Source organism: Alcanivorax sp. S6407, assembly GCF_023016115.1.
Taxonomy (GTDB): Bacteria; Pseudomonadota; Gammaproteobacteria; order Pseudomonadales; family Alcanivoracaceae; genus Alcanivorax.
Window position 1 is genome coordinate 12,868 of sequence record NZ_JALKBH010000008.1, and the last position, 16,650, is coordinate 29,517.

Consider the following 16,650-nt stretch of genomic DNA (forward strand, 5'->3'; position numbering starts at 1 on the left):
GTCAGCACATAACAAAAAAGGTGAAATATGCGTTTCCCGGCATGGGTTCTGGTGCTTCTGGCCTGTCTTTTTCAGCCGGTTCTGGCTGAATCCCCCAAGGCCCCGGCAGCAGAAGTCGATCAGGCAAAGACAACCGAACAGCAGGACATGGACACCCTGGCGCAGGCAGGTATTCGACAGGCCCTGCAGGCCATCGCCAAATCCGGTGGCATGTACCCGTTTGGTTTGATGAGTATTGACGGCGACGTAAAAGCGGTGGGTTACTCCGGTGATCCCGCGGATGCAGCGCCGGCGGAAGAGTGGGCTGGTGCCCTGTTCATGAAATTGCGCCAGATAGGGAAGGAGCAACCCGAAGTGGATATGCTTTCCCTGTTCAAGCTGCACACCATCACCAACGACGCAGGTGAAGAGATTGTGGGTGTTTGGGCACAGGTGGATCATCGCCAGGTTCGCCCCTGGGTCATCTTTGTGCCGTTGGTCAAGAATGCAGAAGGCAAACATGAGATCGGTGAGCCGATCTACTACGCCACCGAGCAACCGCTGTTCGAGTCTCATCAGGCTCAACAGGAGTAGGAGGTCACGGTTACTGAACCGTGAATTCCGGTAGTATTGGCGTTTGCACACAGGTAAGGCAGCAGTAATGACAAGAGATCGTGAAGTCAATCTGGGTGATCTGGATGACGTGTCGGTGGATGACCACCGCAAACCGGCCCCCAAAGCGGCCCAGCCCGCCCCGCGAAAACCGGCGCCGGCCAAACCAGGGGGCAAACCGCCGGGCAAGCCCTCCCGGCCCGCGGCAGCAAAGCCTTCCAGTGGTGGCGGAAACGGAGGCTGGATGGCTGCCTGCCTGGTACTTGTGGTGCTTATCGCCGTGCTGGGTGTGTGGTTTCACAAGCAGGTTGGAGGGTTGCAGGCCCAGCTGGATAACCGTTTGAGTGAATCTACCCAGAAGCTGGGTAACCTGGAATCACAGCTGTCGGCCACGGATGAAACCCTGAATCAGTCTTCTGGCAAGCTGCAGGATATCGTCGCGAGTCATGGCAAGGCACTGGACAAGAATGGTGATGAGATCCGCAAACTCTGGGATCTGGCCAACAAACGCAACCGGGCAGACATTGCCGAACAGGGCAAAAAGCTTACCGCACTGTCTTCTTCTGTGGCTGGAGTCAAAAAGGCCCAGGCCGGTGTCGATGGCAAGATTACGGATATCAACAAAGAGGCAGCGTCACTCAAGAAACAGGTGGAAAGTGCAGTCTCTGCGGTGAACAAGAGCAGTCAGCAATGGCAGACCCAGATCAGCCAGATGCAGACGCAGCTGGATGTGCTGGTAGAGAACTTGAACCAGGTAGAAAAACAGCAGAAAAGCCTGGATGCTGCGATGAACAAGATCAGCAAGGCGCAAGCATCACTGTCTTCACTGGAGGGGCGTGTTGACGATGCGGAAGCCGCCGTCGCGGCGTTTGATGCCTACCGTCTGCAGGTCAACAATCGCCTGGATCAGCTGGAAAGTCGCTGAGCCGATCGATCGGGGTCGGGGAGTCACAGGCTCCCCCTAAACAATAATGACAAAGAGCAATTTGTCATGGCCAAGTTGCCGGAAAATAAAGAACGACGTTTGCAGGGCCTGAACCAGGATGTGCTGGCAGTTCAGACCCCCGTAGAACCTGTTGCCAACGAGCCAGTACCGCTGCGCAAGGCAAGCCGCCGGCAGCAGCCGGTGAGTGTGTCCGAGAGCGGGCGCTCCGGCACCGTGTGGCTGGCATTGGGCATCGCCATCGTTGCCCTGCTGCTGGCGGTGTGGCAGTGGATGAGCAACATGCAGCTCAGTGGCGAGCTGAGTGATCTCAAGGCGCAGTATTACCGGCTGGCGTCTACCGTCGAGAATGCGGCAGAGCAGGCACCTCGTGCGGCTGCTCGAGAGCCTGCGCCCGGCGGATCTGTGGATGCCTCGGCACTGACCAACCTGCGTGATGACCTGCGTGAGCTCAGCTCCCGGGTGCGTGCTTTGAGCGTCTCTGTAGCCAAGGCCGGCCAGGACGATGGTGAAACCGCCAAACTGGAACAGCGCATTGCCGATCTGGAATCCAGCCTTAAATCTGTTTCGGGCCGGGTAACGACGCTGGCCAATCGTCCGGCACCCACTGCAGCTCCGGCGCCGGCACCGACCACCGTCAAGGCAGCACCGGATCCGAGAGTGGATGCCCTGCAAACCAAGGTCACCAAAATCGACAAGGATCTGCAAGCGCTGTACCGCATTCTCCAGGGCGGCTGATTCCCGCCCGCAAAGCGGTGGTAATTGCAGAATTCCCTGCTAGAATAGCCGCCCATTGCGCCAGTGGTGGAATTGGTAGACACGCCAGATTTAGGTTCTGGTGCCGAGAGGTGTGGGGGTTCAACTCCCTCCTGGCGCACCATCTCAAGAGAAAGGCCGTAGCAGCTCGCTGTTACGGCCTTTTTTTATGCCGCTCCGCGGCTGCAACACGCTTCATGCAACATGCAACCCGCATCGGGGTGGGGGGTGTTTTGTTGGGATGGCGCATGCTGCGGTGATGGTAGGTTCTGCCTGGATGGCATATTCGGTGCGGATACTCTATCTCACCAACATAGCTGTGTCCTCGCCGCAACGTACGAGGTTTCTGTAGGAGCACCTCTCGAGGTGCGAACCTGCGGTGGTGGTGGCTCCCTCCTGGCTGGGATGGCTCCTGCTGATATTTCATCTCACTATGATACGTGCTTGTCCTCGCCGGACGGGCCCAAAGGGGTGTAACGCGACACCCCTCTGGACTCCCCCGCGCCCCGACTCCGTTCGACCCGCTCCGCGGGCACACTCCGGTACTCAGGATCTGGCGGACGCAAAAAAGACTCGCTCCGCTCAGACAGGTTTTTTGCTCTACGCCGCCAGATCCTTCCGTTCCTCGACTCACTCTAACGGGGAAGATGCCGTGCTGATGGAATTGGTGCGTTTTCATAGCACAAACGCAGAAGATGGCTGTAGGAGCACCACTTGAGGTGCGAATCTGCGGTGAAAGTGGCACATGCCCGGCTGGCTAATGCTGGCCTGCAGTTTCATCGCACCGATAAAGGTGTGTGTCCTCGCCGGACGGGCTGAGGTACTGGCGCGATCGTGCCGAAAAAATTGGGCGTGAAGCGGTTGCTGGTTTTTGTAGGAGTCCATGCTTGCATGACGATCCGGCGTGGGGGAGGGCTGTGTGCCTGTGTGGTGACTCTGATGTGCTAGTCTTCGCTGTTCGCAAACCCTCCCGTTAATGGAAGCACCATGCCTCGTATCGCCGTCTTTGCAGACGTACAGAATATCTACTACACCACTCGCCAGGCGTTTGGGCGTCAGTTCAACTACCGGGCCTTGTGGGACCGGCTTTCGGCTCAGGGGGAGATTCAGGTTGCCATGGCCTATGCCACTCATCGTGGCGATGACGGGCAGACCCGATTTCAGGATGCCCTTCGGCACATGGGGTTTACCGTCAAACTCAAACCTTATATCCAGCGTAGCGACGGCTCTGCCAAGGGCGATTGGGATGTGGGGATTGCGGTGGATGTGATGACCCATGCGCCGCAGGTGGATAGGGTGGTGCTGCTGTCCGGGGATGGGGATTTCGATGTGTTGCTGTCGGCCATCAAGGTGAATCCCGGAGTGCGCACCGAGGTCTATGGGGTGGAACCGTTAACCGCCCGATCCTTGATTGAGAGTACCGATGTGTATCACCCGATAGATACAGATTTGTTGCTGCCTTGATACAGACGGCGGATTCCCTTCCGCTTTTCTGGAACTCAGTCATTTCAAAACCGCTGGCGTTTACCGAAATAACGGAGAAGCTCCTCTCGCAGGGCTGTTTTGCAGGCAGGAGCCCATGCTTGCATGACGATCCTGAGCCAACGAGCGATCACACCGGCTGCAGTTGCCATTCCTTCTCTGTCACCGTCAGGTGATGGCTCAATGCCAGATTGTTTAGAAATACCCTGTCGTGAGACACCACTATGAGTGTTCCGCGGTACTGCCGCAGCATGCTTTCCAGTGCTTTGATTGAGGCCAGGTCCAGATGGTTGCCCGGTTCGTCCAGCAGTAACAGGGAAGGGGGTGATGCAGCGTAGAGCAGGCAGGCGAGTGTACCTTTCAATTTTTCGCCGCCACTGAGTTCAGTGAAGCGGCAACGGATTTTTTCCTCACCAAGACCAAGCTGAGCAAGGAGCATCCGCAGTTGTCCCTCGGGCGCCACGGGGTTCGCTCCCTTGAGTTGATCGAGCAAAGTGTATTGTGGGTTGAGATACTCCAGATGCTGGTCCAGATAACGGCTGTGTTCCGGTATCAGGCATTCACCCGCCCGGGCAGCCTGCCTGCCGGCCATTACTTTGAGCAATGTGGATTTTCCACAGCCGTTTGGTCCTGTCACGGCGACGCGCTGTCCTTGCCGGACTGACAGGTCGATGGGCTGTCGGGATGTACAGTCGAAAGGCAGAAGTAGTTGATTCAACTGCACGGCAATGCCGCCTTTCATGCTGGGCAAAAGGTCGGAATGCAGATAGATCGAGGTATCACTTTTGAGGGCCGCTGCCGCCGTGCCCACGGCCTTCTGATGTTTGTCCCTGATAGTTGCCTGTTGTCGTTTCAGCGCGCCATGACTGGCTTCGCAGCGTTCTTTCTGCTTGTCCAGCAGCACCTTTGCCTGGTTTCCCTGTCTGGCTTGTTGTCTGCCTCGTGCCTGGCGATGGGCCTGTCTGTCCTGTTGCTGACGCAGGGTTCGCTCAGCCCGCTGGCGAGCCAGCCTGGTCTGATCGAGATGCTGTTGTGCATTTTGAGTTTCACGGGTCCTGGCTTCTGCATAGAACGCATAATTGCCACCATAACGTTTCAATCCGTGGCTGGTTAGCTCTACCGTATGTGTCATGGTCTCCAGCAGCTCCCGGTCATGGCTGATGACAATCAGACCGCGTTGCCATTGGCTAAGCAGACTCATCAGCGTCTCTCTTCCTTCCCTGTCCAGATGATTGCTGGGTTCATCCAGAATCAGGAAGTCGGCGTCGGACAGCTGGGCGCCAGCCAGCGCGGCCCGCATGCCTTGACCACCACTGAGTTGCTCGGCCGGTGCATGCAATGGGATATCGCCGAGCCCGAACTGATCAAGCTGAAAACGGAAGCGCTCTGGGAGATCCCAGCCGTCGCCCACCAGGTCAAAGTCTTCAGGCTCACAGCTGCCCGTTTCAATCCTTGATAGTGCCTGCAAGGCAGAGGCCAGACCGGCCAGACCCGCCACAGAGATACCCTGAGCGGAGGTGATCTGCTGTGCGAGGTAATGAACGTTGCCGGAGGCAAGGCATTGGCCCTCGGAAGGGGCAAGCTGTCCGGCCAGAATGCTGGCCAGCAGGGTCTTGCCCACACCGTTACGACCTACCAGTCCGGTGGGGGTGTGGTCGAAGGTATGGTTCAGGCCGGAGAACAGCGGATTGCCGTCCGGCAAGGTGAGAGATACGTCTCTCAGCGTGATAAAAGGATTTGTCATGCTTGATACCATGGATGCCATGTACTCCCCCTGCATTTGGGGGCTGGTGGAGACTGGCCGTTGTTATAACGGCGGCATCAATGGCGCATTGGACAAATACCTGTGTTGGCGGGCGGACGCCCGTGTTACCTAATAGAGTAGCCCATGCAGAATAAGTTCCTCAATCAACGCGGCGCTAATACCTGTTCCCGGTTATCGATTTAGCCCGTTCATCGCCTTGCAGCCTGTCTTTCAGCGGCGTAGAACAGGAAGTGTCTCTGGAGGTTTCCATGCCGGATAACAGGCCGCACAATCACAATGATCACCATGATGATGTCGATGAGAGCACCGCTGATGGCGGGCGAAAGATCGAAAGAGAAAAGTGGGCGCTACTGGGGCTGGCGCTGCTGGTGGCCGGTGCGGTGGTGCTCGGCATGCTCACTCACGCGGAAAGTCTCGAGGTTCGCAACGCCATGAAAGACATCAGGATCATGATTGATGACGGGCTGAGTGAATCCGGGGAGAGCTAGGTATCCGCGGCATTGCGCTTCGCGCTCGTATTATGACGGAACATATCCCTCGACCTGGCCCGCAATCGTTGTTGCGCGTTTTGAATGCAGGGCATGCATCGTCAAAACATGGCTGGAATGCGAGCCAGCCTGACCAGCCGCGCAGGGAGCAAGGGGATGGCGAGGTGCCGAGGCGCCTCGCCCTTTCTTGTTACTTGCAGGAGGCCAGTGCGGAATTGACGCTGGCTTCGGTCGTCTTCAGCGCGGTTTTGAGCACGTGCTGCCGTCTTCCCGGATCCATCATGTTGTAGCCAAAGGCTTTCAGGTCATCGGCCACAGGTTCGATACGAATCACTTTCTTGCCGGCGTTTTCCAGTGCGGCCACTTCCTTGTCCACGATACTTGTCATGTAACGCCGTACGCGCCGTTCAATGCGCTCGAACGGGTGCCAGGGCTTGTCCGGCTGACGAGAGGCCATGGGCGCTAGCACGATGACCTCGTCCACGGCGCTGTCCACCAGCATGTCGGCAGATACTGGTGAGGCCACGCCGCCGTCTATATAGGTGTGGTCGTTGACGGTCACAGGTGGGCACCAGAAGGGGACGCCATAGGAAGCGCATACGGCATCGGCAATGGTGGCTTTGGGCGCGCCGCCCTTGCCGAAGGGAACGCGCTTTCCGGTTTCCGTATCCACCGCCATGATCCAGGTGGCAGGATGCTTTACCCACTCCTTACCCTGGGCCGCATCGTTAACCAGTTTTCTGAAGGCGCTCATGTCGAACTGGCCGGCGGGCAGGGCGCCACAGATGGCGGTCAGTGCAGACACTTCGCCGCGCAGGCCTTTCATCACCAGTGACTTGCCGGTGAAGCGCGCGCCCGGCAGTGGGGGAAGGGCGCCGCCCGTGTCGGTGTCATGATTCCATTGGCAGCTGTCGCTGGTGCCTTGCTGGCAGGCCAGCAGTTGATCGACGCTGATACCGCTGCCGATAAGTGCAGCCAGTACGGCTCCGGCGGAGGTGCCGATGAGAACATCCGCATCACGGCAATCCCACCCCAGTTGTTGTTCCAGCTGGTGCAGAGCCGCAATCGTCCAGGCGCCGCCGGCGACGCCGCCACAGCCGAGGACCAGGGCGCGTTTGGGAGCTGAAGGTGTGTTGTCTTTTGGCATCTATGTTCTCTGAATAGGTTGTTGTGTGGTTGGGCGGCCGGACGTCTGAGGTTGGACGCCAAATTCAAAACCGTAAATCTGCATTTTTTGAGTTCATCGCGGATTTACGTGAATGTGCTGCTGCAGAGGCCTTCCCGCAGGAAAACCGGTGGCGGCGCGATTCCGGCCAGGATCAAAAGCAGTCTCACCACAGAGGGCACAGAGGTCACCGAGAATAAGAAATTTTTCACTCTGTGTGCTCTGTGATCTCTGTGGTAAATCCGCTTTTGCTCTTTGCGTGACGCATGTTGCCGCCGCGAAGCGGGTTAAAAGATCGGTTGGCTTGCCGGTGTCAGGGTGTAGTTGTCGCTGTCGAACTGTTTCAGCAAACGCTGCATCTCCAGGGTGCTCCACGGGAAGCCGACGCTGTTGAAGCCGTTCTTGTCCAGGTAGTAGCTGGAACAGCCGCCGGTATTCCAGACAGTGCCTTGCAGATCTTTCTGCACTTTGCGGTTGTAGTCCCGCTGTACTTCGGCTTTCACCTCGATACGTTGCAGTTGCTGGTCGCGCATGGTGGTGAGGGTGCTGACGATATAGTTGATCTGCGCCTCGATGACGATGAAGGCAGAGTTATGGCCGATACCAAGATTCGGGCCGAGCACCATGAAGGCATTGGGCAGACCGGCGATGGTGGTGCCACGGTAGGCCTGCATGCCGTCTTTCCACATCTCGCTCAGTGACTGGCCGGCATGATTGAATATGTGATTGGCAATGGGCGGCTCGGTAACGAAGAAGCCGGTGCCGAGGATGATGGTATCCACCTCGCATTCGCTGCCGTCCTGGCCTACCAGGGTGTTGCCTCGGACTGCTTTCAGTCCGGTGTGGAAGACATCCACGTTGGGCTGGTTCAGGGCCGGGTAGTAGTTGTTGCTCATCAATACCCGCTTGCAGCCCAGGGTGTAATCCGGGGTCAGTTTGGCGCGCAGTTCCGGGTCCTTGATGGCCACTTTCAGGTGGGCCAGCCCCAGCTTCTGAATCTGTCTGAGAATGGCCGGGCGGCGGAAGCCGATACCGAAGGTCTCGAACCCGCCATAGAGCATCTTGCGCCAGGTGTTCAGGGTGAAGGGCAGGCGGAAAAAGTTTTCTTCCACTTTGGGAATGCTGTGATCCGGTTTCGGTAGCACCCACTGAGGAGTGCGCTGGAACAGGGTCAGGTGCCGGGTCCTGGGCTGAATTTCCGGCACGAACTGGATAGCTGAGGCACCGGTGCCGATTACCGCTACACGCTCGCCAGTCAGATCATGATCATGATCCCAGCGGGAAGAATGGAACAGCTTGCCGCTGAAATCCTTCAGCCCGGGGATCGCCGGAATAATCGGTTCATGCAGATACCCCGAGCAGGCTACGACAGTGCGGGCCAGATAGAGTTGGTCAGCCGTCTGCACTTCCCAGAGGTTTTTTTCTTCCCGCCACTGGGCTCGCTCGACACCTTGATTGAAGTGGATGCTTTGCACAATCCGGTGCTGCTCTGCGACCTCCCGAACATAGTCGAGAATTTCTGCCTGGCCCGCAAAAGCGCGAGTCCAGTCGGGTTTCTGGGCGAAGGAATAGGAATAAAGTGCTGAGGGCACGTCACAGGCACAGCCCGGATAGGTGTTGTCCCGCCAGGTGCCGCCCAGGTCCGCGGCTTTTTCCAGAATCACGAAGTTGTGGATGCCGGCTTCTTTCAACTTGATACCAAGGCCGATACCGCTGATCCCTGCGCCCACGATCAGGACATCGTGAATGGGCTGGTTTTGCTGTTGAGTCATCACGGGTTCCATTACTTGTTGGGCTGGGGACTAAAGAAGTCCATGGCCTTGTTAGTGAGATTGAGGTTGGCGACCTGTTTGGCGAGGCTGTAGATGTCCGGATAGATCACCCGTGCTCCGCCCTTGTGGAAGGTGCGATAGATGCGCTCGGCAAGCACTTCAGGCTGGCCGGTGGGGATGTAACGGGAGACGGCACCACGCTTTATCTGGTTGCGTGCATGGCTCTCCAGCCCGGAGTAAACCGGACCGGGGTACACAGTAACCACGTTGACGCCGTCCTTCTTCAGGTCAAGCCGGGCAATTTCGGAAGCCATGCCGAGACCCGCCTTGGCGCCGCCGTAATAGCTGCAGCCACGAATGGGTACCCGTCCGGCCATGCTGGAAATATTGATCACGCAACCACGGCGCTGTTCGATCATGTCGGGCAGCGCCAGATCCATCAGTCGCATGGGGGCAATGTAATTAATGTCCATGCTGCGTTTGCCTCGCTCCCAGCCGGTGCCGGCCAGGGTCATGATGTCCATGATCCCGGCACAGTTGATCAATACATCCACCGGGCCATGGCGATTGACCAGCGCATCCCACCAGGCGGGCAGTGCATCGATATCGGTCAGGTCACAGACTTCAGCATTGGCGTTGTGCTCGTTTGCCACCGTTTCCAGGGCTTCCGGGTTGAGATCCACCAGGGTCAGGATGGCGTCCGGGTGATGGCTGCGAAACTGATCGGCAAGCGCGCTGCCGATGGCGCCGGCAGCACCGGTAATGAGAATGTGCCGGGGTTTCATGATGGCTGTGCGGGTGAGGGTCATTGGCTTGCTCCTTCGGTGCGGTTGGCCGCCACTGCGAGCCAGCAGGCGTCGCGGGCTCGTTTCAGGTCGTCATCGGTGAGAGTCAGGTAGTTGAGTCGCTCGGCCTTGAAGATGCCGACAAAGGCGCCCCAGAACAGCGCGATGGCCAGATCCGGCTTGATCCGGTCGCTGAGCAGGCCATTGCGCTGGCCAATGATCACCATCATTCCCAGGGGGATAAGCAGGGCCTGTTCCTGGCTGCGGCTTTCCGCGGTGAGGTAGCTGTGGTGATCCTGCATCTCCAGAAACTGGAAGGTCTCCGGTTCCTTGCGGGCAAAGGAGGTCAGCCTGGCCCAGAGGGTATCGAACAGGGCTCGGCTGGGATTGAGCAGATCCAGGTCGGCCAGCAGGTGATCCTGCAGGCGCTGTTTGGCGTCACAGAAGGCCGCATTAATAAGTGCTTCCTTACTGTCAAAGTACCGGTATAGCGTACCCACGCCTACGCCAGCCTTGTCGGCGATGGGCGGAACCGGAGTGCCATGCAGGCCGTGTTCGGCGAATACCTGCAAGGCAGCCTTGATGATCTGTTCCCGTTTTCCCCCTTCCTTGCCGGGTCGGAAAGCGGTGTTGGCGATGGATGTGGCTGTGGCCATGACTCACCTGCGAAATGAATAATGAATGTTCATTCCGTTAATGTGCCATTGGTTGATGTATCGGTGGAAGGGGGGTGTGGGTCAGATTGGGACAAATGAAAGGGGCAAGCTTCAAGCTACAAGCTGCAACGCGAGTTGGGCGTCAGCTAACCATTAATGCCTTGCCCGCGATTAGGGGCCGAGTTAGTTCAGCAAGCTGAATCACTCACAGGCATGGAGCTGGCCAGTGCGCGAGGAATTGAATTTCCAGGTTCTGCTCTCGGTAAAGCGCGGCGAATGAACGCGGGCAGGGCTTAGCAGTGTCGCTGAGCCTGGCCCGCGTTGCAGCTTGACGCTTGCCGCTTGCTCCTAGATCAGCCCTTTCTCCCGCGCCGCATACTCGGTGAGTTCCGCGACAAGGGTGACCGGGCGGGCGTAGGAGCGGTCATAGTGGGCCTGGGACAGGGCGTGGCATTCCGCGCTGATCTGTTCGTACAGTTCACGCGGGGTCAGGCCATGGCTGGGGGCCAGGGGGGTGAGACCGAAACGATCGTAGGGGATCGCCTGCTTGCCGGCGGCCTTTAACAGCTCCGGTACCCAGCCCTGTGGGGATAGCTGGGTCTGGTAGCGCAGGTTCTGAAAGGTTAGCTGCTCGGCAAACAGGGCGGCATCGGCCACAAGGAAGTAATTGTCCACCACCTGACAGAGCAGCAGGTCCAGACGCTTCCAGACGATGCTCTTCTGCTCATTGGTGTAGGCATTCCAGTTCACCACCTCATGGCTGAAACGGCGACAGCCGCGGCACACGGTGTCACCAAACACAGTGGAGCAGACGCCAATACAGGGGGTGCGGATACGATTTACGGACATGGCCGAAGATTACCAGAAATCCCGGTGCCACGGGGAGCCCAAATGGACTGATGAAGGGCGGTGGGGCGGAGTTGCTGCTATCTTGAGCAACGCGGTCAAATCGGCCATAGTTAGGGCCAAATAAAGGCACTATATTTCATAAAGTCCTGCCATTCCTCTGTCTGCCGGTTAGCCGGAGCTGGCCGGAAGTGCGCAATAATAACAGGCCCGGACCGCCCCTGTGTCACGGTGCCAATGGAGAATAACAATGCGATTGGTTGTGTGGCTGGCACTGTTCAGCCTGATGCTTTCCGGGTGTGCCAGGCTGGGGATTCCTGCTACGCCGGGCGCGTTTCTGGATGCCCCGGATGGCAAGACCTTCGATCCTATCGAAACGCTGGATCCGCGTAACTCCATGGTCTATATCTACCGGCCGATTACCCGTTGGGGATATGAAGAGGTTCAGGCGCCGGTGTTCTTCCTGGATGCTTCCCAGCTGTTCGGCCTGAAGGCCGGAGCTTACACCTGGCTGGAATTGCCTGCCGGAACCCATGATTTCTATGCCCGCCGCCCATTCAGTGTGCTGTACCTGAAAATGGTGTTCGAGATGGACCTGAAGATTGAGGGTGGTCAGGATTACTACTTCCGCTATTCAGAACTGAATCCGCTGGATCTGACAGAAATCGTCGCCAACCCGGAAGACTATCAACAGGCCGGCCCGCTGCAGCAGGTGCCCAAGGCCGTCGCCCTGCGGGAAATCGCCGACCTGCGTCTGGACGAACCCGGTGTCTACTATGCAGACCGCATGAAGAAAGAACCGCGCTGGGCGCCGTTTTATACGTATTCGGTTGATTAGACGCACCACGCTTCACGCAACAGGCAACACGCAAAAAGCCCCGGGATTCCGGGGCTTTTGGGTTAAGGGGGGCTGAGTAGCGAGTTGCGGGAAACGAGTTTCGAAAGGCTAAACCCTTGCCAGACATCCTGATTTCGGATTTTGATATTCGAAACTCGAAACTCGAAACTCGAAACTCGAAACTCGAAACTCGCTCTTAATCCGTTTCCGTCAGCCGTTTCTTCGACTTCAGCAAGCGCTTCCACTGCTCCACATACTCTGGCAGCGGCGGGGATTCCAGGTGCATGCCGGTGATGTCCTGGGCGGTTTGCGGGCTGATTGATTTGCCGCCGTACACGTTGACCACGCGAACCAGGGCATGGGTGTGCAGTTTACGCTGGGATTCGAAGCGCTGATCGTAATAGACGTACTTGTCGTCCCAGCCGAGGATGCGGGTGTGTACCTGGAACTGCTGATAGGGGCGCAGTTCGCGGATATAGGCGATCTCGGTGTTGGCCACCACCACGTTGCATCGGGCCTCGATCATGCGGTTGAGACTGCCAGTGACAACCGCATGTTCCAACCGGCTGCGGTCCATGAACTTCAGGTATTTGGCATTGTTCAGATGCATGTTCAAGTCAATATCCAGCAGGCCCACCCTGAATTCCAGAGTGACCACATCAAACAGCTGGTGTGTAGGCGGGCGTTTGCGTCTGCGCGCCGCGCTGATCAGTTCAAGCATCCGAACTCCCTTGGCCACGCCCCGTTCGCGGCACTGGTATCATTCTTGATATTGAGGGGAAAGAACCGGGTTCATTATAGCGTTACCGGTGACAGTTCACACTATCGGCTCTAACCAAAGAGCGCGATCAGACGATTGGATGAGTCATATGGGCTGAGCCGAGCGGACCGGGCCGTCAGGTTGGCACGCTGGAGATGCAGGGTGGCAGGGGCCGAAAAACGGCTCAATAGCTCGCCAGATGCAGGCTGAAGAGATTATCAGGGTCTGTCCAGCAGCTCCGGGGGGTAAAGCCGGCATTGATCAGCTCACGGGTAAAGCCTTCCACGGTGAACTTGTAGGAATTCTCGGTGTGAATTCGGGTGCCCGCGGGCAGTGTCAGCCGGTTCTCTCCCAGTTGCAGCTGTTGATCACACAGGCATTCGAGATGCATTTCAATGCGTCGGGCTTGCTCATTATAGAAGGCCAGGTGACGCATCTGCTCCACCTGGAAATGACAATCCAGCTCATGATTGATGTGGTGCAGGGCATTCAGGTTGAAGGCGGCGGTGAGCCCTTCGGCATCATTATAGGCCGCGTGAAGCGTGGCACAGTCCTTGTGCAGGTCGGCGCCGATCAGCAGGCTGCCTCCGGGGCCTGCCAGCTGATGCAGGCCACGCAGGAACTGCTGGCGCTCGGCCGGTTCGAAATTGCCAATGGTAGAACCGGGAAAGAACACTACCCGGCCGTTGGGGTCTTTATCCGCAGGTAGCGAGAGGGCCTGGCAGTAATCCGCACAGACGGCGCTGATCTGTACGCCGGGAAAGTCCCGGGACAACTCCCGGGTGGCCTGCAACAGGCAGTCGCGGGAAATCTCCAGGGGCATGTAGCACTCCGGCGACCAGCGCTCCAGCAACAAGCGCACCTTCTGGCAGCTGCCCGCTCCGGGCTCGGCAATGGTGGAGGCTCCCCCAAGCTGATCTTGTATCTCATCGCTGTACCGTGTCAGCAGGGCCGACTCGGTGCGGGTGGGGTAATACTCCGGTGTGGCGGTAATGGCATCGAACAGTCGGGAACCGGTTTCGTTGTAGAAATACTTGGGATGCAGGTGTGGGCGGGGCGCACTCAGGGAGCGGGTGACTTCCTCAAGCATGTCCGTGGCGGGCGGGTGCAGATCGTAAAAGGTCAGGTTGGGGCCCAGTTGCTGTTGGTTCACCGGCATTGCCTTTTTCATGATCCCCTCCGGGGGGTTGTTGTTATCGGGGTTAACCGTCCGCGGCCAGGCGGATGCCGCTGAACTGCCAGCGGTGATGGGGGTAGAAGAAGTTGCGGTAAGTGGTGCGGATATGGTCCTGGCGGGTCACACAGGAGCCGCCGCGCAGCACCATCTGGTTGCACATGAATTTGCCGTTGTACTCCCCCACCGCGCCGTCAGCGGTGCGGAAGCCCGGGTAAGGAAGATAGGCGCTGGCGGTCCATTCCCAGACATCGCCAAGTAACTGAGTCAGAGTGCCTTCCTGCACAGCCCCGGGCTGGAAACGGCCTGTATCGGCAAACTGCCCGGGTTGCCCGCTGTGGTGGGCGGCGTGCTCCCACTCCTGCTCTGTGGGCAGGCGATATCCTGCCCAGCGGGCATAGGCATCGGCTTCGTAGTAATTCACATGGGTAAGGGTGTGGCCGGGGAGCAATGGCTGAATACCGGCCAGGGTCCAGTGGTGGGTCAGGTCCTCATGCCAGTACAGCGGGCGCCGGATTTGCTGCTCCTGCACCCAGGCCCAGCCATCGGACAACCACAGCTCCGGTCGCTGGTATCCGCCGTCGTCGATGAAAGCACGGTATTCCCCCTGGCTGACCGGACGGTTAGCGATCCGGAACGGGGCCAGCCAGACCGGGTGGCGGGGTGTCTCATTATCGAATACAAAGCCGTCGCCCGGGTCGGCGCCATGCAGCACCTTGCCGCCGGTAAACGCCTGAAAGGTGAGGACCGGGGCGGGTTGCTGGCCGCCAGCCTCGGGTTCGGCCAGCGTCGGGGACAGCGGGTTGAAGGACAGGCTGTACTTGATGTCGGTGAGCAGCAGCTCCTGATGTTGCTGCTCATGATTCAGGCCCAGTGCCACCAGGTTGGTGAGCTGCGGAGCCGTCTCCAGCAGCTGCAGCATGGCCTGATCGACCTGCCGGCGCCACGCCAGCACCTCGTCCATCGTCGGGCGCGACAGCAAGTGCCGTTGGGGGCGGGGGTACTGTTCACCAATGCCGTTGTAGTAGCTGTTGAACAGGTATTCGAAAGCGGGATTAAAGGGCTGGTAACCGGGCAGATGGGGGAGCAGCAGAAAGGTTTCGAAGAACCAGGTGGTGTGCGCGAGATGCCAGCGTGGCGGGCTCACGTCCGGGCAGGCCTGCAGGCCCATGTCCTCGGGTTGCAGTGGCGCACACAGCTGCTCGCTGAACTGGCGAATGCGCACGTAGTCGCGGGCCAGCCCCGCGGGATCTTCCTGTCGGGCGATCTCAGGCAAGGTTCTCCCTCCCGTGCCGTTGCAATCTTCCATTGACGCAATCTCACCTTAATCCACTGGCGGATTGAGCGAAAGCAACAATGAGGGCCATGGAGCAGGTGGGTATACTCCGGGCATTGTTTCGGCGTCATTGGAATACGTGGCTCGTGTCTCAGTGACTCCTCATGGCCCCATACCCAAGGAGAGCATATGAACATTACCGATAAAGTTGCCGTTATCACCGGTGGTGCATCCGGTCTTGGTCACGCCACTGCCCAGGCTATCGTAGCCAAAGGCGGCAAAGTGATGATTCTGGACCTGAACGAAGAGCAGGGGCTGGCTGTCGCTGCTGAGCTGGGCGACAACGCCGCTTTCGTCAAGACTGACGTGACCGACGAAGCTTCTGTACAGGCTGCCATCGCGGCGACCCTGGACAAGTTCGGTGCTGTCCACGTGGCCGTGAACTGTGCCGGTGTCGGCTCTGCCATGAAGACCGTTGGCCGCGAGAACAAGCCCCATGATCTGGGTGTGTTCAGCAAGGTCGTACAGATCAACCTGATCGGTACCTTCAACGTGACCCGTCTTGCCGCTGCCGCCATGGCCGAGAACGAGCCGGGTGAAGACAACGAGCGTGGTCTGGTCGTGAACACCGCTTCCGTCGCCGCCTTTGACGGTCAGGTTGGCCAGGTTGCCTACTCCGCCACCAAGGGTGCGGTTGTTGGCATGACCCTGCCGATCGCCCGTGACCTGGCGCCGCTGGGCATCCGTTGCAACACCATCGCCCCGGGTATCTTCAACACCCCGCTGATGAACGCGGCCCCGGACAAGGTCAAGCAGCCTCTGATCGAAATGACCCAGTTCCCCAAGCGTCTGGGTAACCCGGAAGAATACGGTCAGCTGGTTTGCCACATGATCGAGAACAAGTTCCTCAACGGCGAAACCATCCGTATCGATGGCGGTATCCGTATGCAGCCGCGGTAAACGAGACGCACCACGCGTCACGCTACACGCAGCATGCAAAAAGCCCCGGTTTTCCGGGGCTTTTTTGTGGCCGCTCAGCGGCTGCGTCACGCTTCATGCATCACGCAACAGGCTAAGGTCACCGCAGAGAACACGGGGGAGAGTCTATCTTGCCCGGCAACGAGAGCTCATGTCCCTGCGGGCGGATCGCCTTGCGAGCAAGGCTCCTACAAGGGGGCGCTCCCTGTTTTGTAGGAGCGGTGGTTCCACCGCGATTTTCGGATTTGTGTCAATTCTCGGTCGCATCCAGAGGGTTTAGCAAACAAGGGCTCCCTCAGTGGGCGCGGTGAAGGGTTAACGGACCTCGCTGTGGGAGCGTGCCTGCACGCGAATAGCCAAAATCTTCGTCTGAAA

General features: G+C 58.5%; 17 protein-coding genes and 1 tRNA gene. 9 read left to right on the forward strand and 9 right to left on the reverse strand.

Annotated elements, in window-relative coordinates:
* Positions 1-27 precede the first annotated feature (27 nt).
* The 5 genes from MWU49_RS15360 to MWU49_RS15380 all read left to right on the forward strand — a co-directional run bounded on the left by MWU49_RS15360 (position 28) and on the right by MWU49_RS15380 (position 3,754).
* Positions 28-573: a hypothetical protein gene (locus tag MWU49_RS15360; RefSeq protein WP_246973995.1), complete on the forward strand. Its 546-nt coding sequence runs from the start codon at positions 28-30 to the stop codon at positions 571-573.
* A gap of 67 nt (positions 574-640) precedes the next feature.
* Positions 641-1,516 carry a hypothetical protein gene (locus MWU49_RS15365; RefSeq protein ID WP_246973998.1) on the forward strand — a complete coding sequence of 292 codons (876 nt, stop codon included), beginning with the start codon at positions 641-643 and terminating at the stop codon, positions 1,514-1,516.
* Positions 1,517-1,582: 66 nt separating this feature from the next.
* Positions 1,583-2,272, forward strand: coding sequence for a hypothetical protein (locus MWU49_RS15370; RefSeq protein WP_246974000.1), 690 nt, complete (start codon positions 1,583-1,585; stop codon positions 2,270-2,272).
* Positions 2,273-2,329: 57 nt separating this feature from the next.
* Positions 2,330-2,414: transfer RNA gene (locus tag MWU49_RS15375), tRNA-Leu, on the forward strand.
* Positions 2,415-3,277: 863 nt separating this feature from the next.
* Positions 3,278-3,754: an NYN domain-containing protein gene (locus MWU49_RS15380; protein WP_246974002.1), complete on the forward strand. Its 477-nt coding sequence runs from the start codon at positions 3,278-3,280 to the stop codon at positions 3,752-3,754.
* A gap of 148 nt (positions 3,755-3,902) precedes the next feature.
* Here the strand turns inward: MWU49_RS15380 and MWU49_RS15385 are convergent, their stop codons facing one another.
* Positions 3,903-5,552 (reverse strand): ABC-F family ATP-binding cassette domain-containing protein, encoded by a 1,650-nt coding sequence (locus tag MWU49_RS15385; protein ID WP_348646708.1) that lies wholly within the window; start codon positions 5,550-5,552, stop codon positions 3,903-3,905.
* Here MWU49_RS15385 and MWU49_RS17805 point away from each other — a divergent pair.
* Both MWU49_RS17805 and MWU49_RS15390 read left to right on the forward strand, forming a co-directional pair.
* Positions 5,515-5,649, forward strand: a complete 135-nt coding sequence (locus MWU49_RS17805) for a hypothetical protein (RefSeq protein ID WP_281502355.1) — start codon at positions 5,515-5,517, stop codon at positions 5,647-5,649. The genes MWU49_RS15385 and MWU49_RS17805 overlap by 38 nt on opposite strands.
* Positions 5,650-5,785: 136 nt before the next feature.
* A complete protein-coding gene (locus MWU49_RS15390; protein ID WP_246974006.1) occupies positions 5,786-6,025 on the forward strand; it encodes a hypothetical protein in 240 nt (79 codons plus the stop codon).
* A 190-nt stretch (positions 6,026-6,215) separates the two neighbouring features.
* On the opposite strand, the gene MWU49_RS15395 is transcribed toward MWU49_RS15390, so the two are convergent.
* The 5 genes from MWU49_RS15395 to MWU49_RS15415 all read right to left on the reverse strand — a co-directional run bounded on the left by MWU49_RS15395 (position 6,216) and on the right by MWU49_RS15415 (position 11,252).
* Positions 6,216-7,172 (reverse strand): patatin-like phospholipase family protein, encoded by a 957-nt coding sequence (locus MWU49_RS15395; RefSeq protein WP_246974008.1) that lies wholly within the window; start codon positions 7,170-7,172, stop codon positions 6,216-6,218.
* A gap of 305 nt (positions 7,173-7,477) precedes the next feature.
* Complete coding sequence (locus tag MWU49_RS15400; RefSeq protein WP_246974010.1) at positions 7,478-8,962, reverse strand: NAD(P)/FAD-dependent oxidoreductase; 1,485 nt, start codon at positions 8,960-8,962, stop codon at positions 7,478-7,480.
* A gap of 11 nt (positions 8,963-8,973) precedes the next feature.
* A complete protein-coding gene (locus MWU49_RS15405; RefSeq protein ID WP_246974012.1) occupies positions 8,974-9,771 on the reverse strand; it encodes an SDR family NAD(P)-dependent oxidoreductase in 798 nt (265 codons plus the stop codon).
* Positions 9,768-10,403, reverse strand: coding sequence for a TetR/AcrR family transcriptional regulator (locus MWU49_RS15410; protein ID WP_246974014.1), 636 nt, complete (start codon positions 10,401-10,403; stop codon positions 9,768-9,770). Before MWU49_RS15410 ends, MWU49_RS15405 begins: the two co-directional genes overlap by 4 nt.
* Positions 10,404-10,751: 348 nt before the next feature.
* Complete coding sequence (locus MWU49_RS15415; RefSeq protein ID WP_246974016.1) at positions 10,752-11,252, reverse strand: DUF1289 domain-containing protein; 501 nt, start codon at positions 11,250-11,252, stop codon at positions 10,752-10,754.
* Positions 11,253-11,499: 247 nt separating this feature from the next.
* On the opposite strand from MWU49_RS15415, the gene MWU49_RS15420 reads away from it, so the two are divergent.
* On the forward strand, positions 11,500-12,087 hold the full coding sequence (locus MWU49_RS15420; RefSeq protein ID WP_246974019.1) for a DUF2846 domain-containing protein: 588 nt from the start codon (positions 11,500-11,502) through the stop codon (positions 12,085-12,087).
* A gap of 196 nt (positions 12,088-12,283) precedes the next feature.
* Here MWU49_RS15420 and MWU49_RS15425 read toward each other — a convergent pair whose 3' ends face one another.
* The 3 genes from MWU49_RS15425 to egtB all read right to left on the reverse strand — a co-directional run bounded on the left by MWU49_RS15425 (position 12,284) and on the right by egtB (position 15,297).
* On the reverse strand, positions 12,284-12,808 hold the full coding sequence (locus MWU49_RS15425) for an acyl-CoA thioesterase (protein ID WP_246974021.1): 525 nt from the start codon (positions 12,806-12,808) through the stop codon (positions 12,284-12,286).
* A 223-nt stretch (positions 12,809-13,031) separates the two neighbouring features.
* Positions 13,032-14,018 (reverse strand): L-histidine N(alpha)-methyltransferase, encoded by a 987-nt coding sequence (egtD, locus tag MWU49_RS15430; protein ID WP_246974025.1) that lies wholly within the window; start codon positions 14,016-14,018, stop codon positions 13,032-13,034.
* A 31-nt stretch (positions 14,019-14,049) separates the two neighbouring features.
* A complete protein-coding gene (gene egtB / locus MWU49_RS15435; RefSeq protein ID WP_246974030.1) occupies positions 14,050-15,297 on the reverse strand; it encodes an ergothioneine biosynthesis protein EgtB in 1,248 nt (415 codons plus the stop codon).
* 189 nt (positions 15,298-15,486) lie between these two features.
* On the opposite strand from egtB, the gene MWU49_RS15440 reads away from it, so the two are divergent.
* Entirely contained in the window at positions 15,487-16,257 is a 771-nt protein-coding gene (locus MWU49_RS15440) for a 3-hydroxyacyl-CoA dehydrogenase (protein ID WP_102792140.1), read from the forward strand.
* Positions 16,258-16,650 lie beyond the last annotated feature (393 nt).

Bases quoted from the DNA above. Each gene is read 5' to 3' on its own strand.
- MWU49_RS15360 (WP_246973995.1), top strand. From the start codon at position 28: ATGCGTTTCCCGGCATGGGTTCTGGTGCTTCTGGCCTGTCTTTTTCAG.
- MWU49_RS15440 (WP_102792140.1), top strand. From the start codon at position 15,487: ATGAACATTACCGATAAAGTTGCCGTTATCACCGGTGGTGCATCCGGT.
- MWU49_RS15415 (WP_246974016.1), bottom strand. From the start codon at position 11,252: ATGTCCGTAAATCGTATCCGCACCCCCTGTATTGGCGTCTGCTCCACT.
- egtD (WP_246974025.1), bottom strand. From the start codon at position 14,018: ATGAAAAAGGCAATGCCGGTGAACCAACAGCAACTGGGCCCCAACCTG.
- MWU49_RS15410 (WP_246974014.1), bottom strand. From the start codon at position 10,403: ATGGCCACAGCCACATCCATCGCCAACACCGCTTTCCGACCCGGCAAG.
- MWU49_RS15380 (WP_246974002.1), top strand. From the start codon at position 3,278: ATGCCTCGTATCGCCGTCTTTGCAGACGTACAGAATATCTACTACACC.
- MWU49_RS15420 (WP_246974019.1), top strand. From the start codon at position 11,500: ATGCGATTGGTTGTGTGGCTGGCACTGTTCAGCCTGATGCTTTCCGGG.
- MWU49_RS15385 (WP_348646708.1), bottom strand. From the start codon at position 5,552: ATGCAGGGGGAGTACATGGCATCCATGGTATCAAGCATGACAAATCCT.
- MWU49_RS17805 (WP_281502355.1), top strand. From the start codon at position 5,515: ATGCTTGATACCATGGATGCCATGTACTCCCCCTGCATTTGGGGGCTG.
- MWU49_RS15390 (WP_246974006.1), top strand. From the start codon at position 5,786: ATGCCGGATAACAGGCCGCACAATCACAATGATCACCATGATGATGTC.
- MWU49_RS15365 (WP_246973998.1), top strand. From the start codon at position 641: ATGACAAGAGATCGTGAAGTCAATCTGGGTGATCTGGATGACGTGTCG.
- MWU49_RS15370 (WP_246974000.1), top strand. From the start codon at position 1,583: ATGGCCAAGTTGCCGGAAAATAAAGAACGACGTTTGCAGGGCCTGAAC.
- MWU49_RS15405 (WP_246974012.1), bottom strand. From the start codon at position 9,771: ATGACCCTCACCCGCACAGCCATCATGAAACCCCGGCACATTCTCATT.
- MWU49_RS15425 (WP_246974021.1), bottom strand. From the start codon at position 12,808: ATGCTTGAACTGATCAGCGCGGCGCGCAGACGCAAACGCCCGCCTACA.
- MWU49_RS15400 (WP_246974010.1), bottom strand. From the start codon at position 8,962: ATGACTCAACAGCAAAACCAGCCCATTCACGATGTCCTGATCGTGGGC.
- MWU49_RS15395 (WP_246974008.1), bottom strand. From the start codon at position 7,172: ATGCCAAAAGACAACACACCTTCAGCTCCCAAACGCGCCCTGGTCCTC.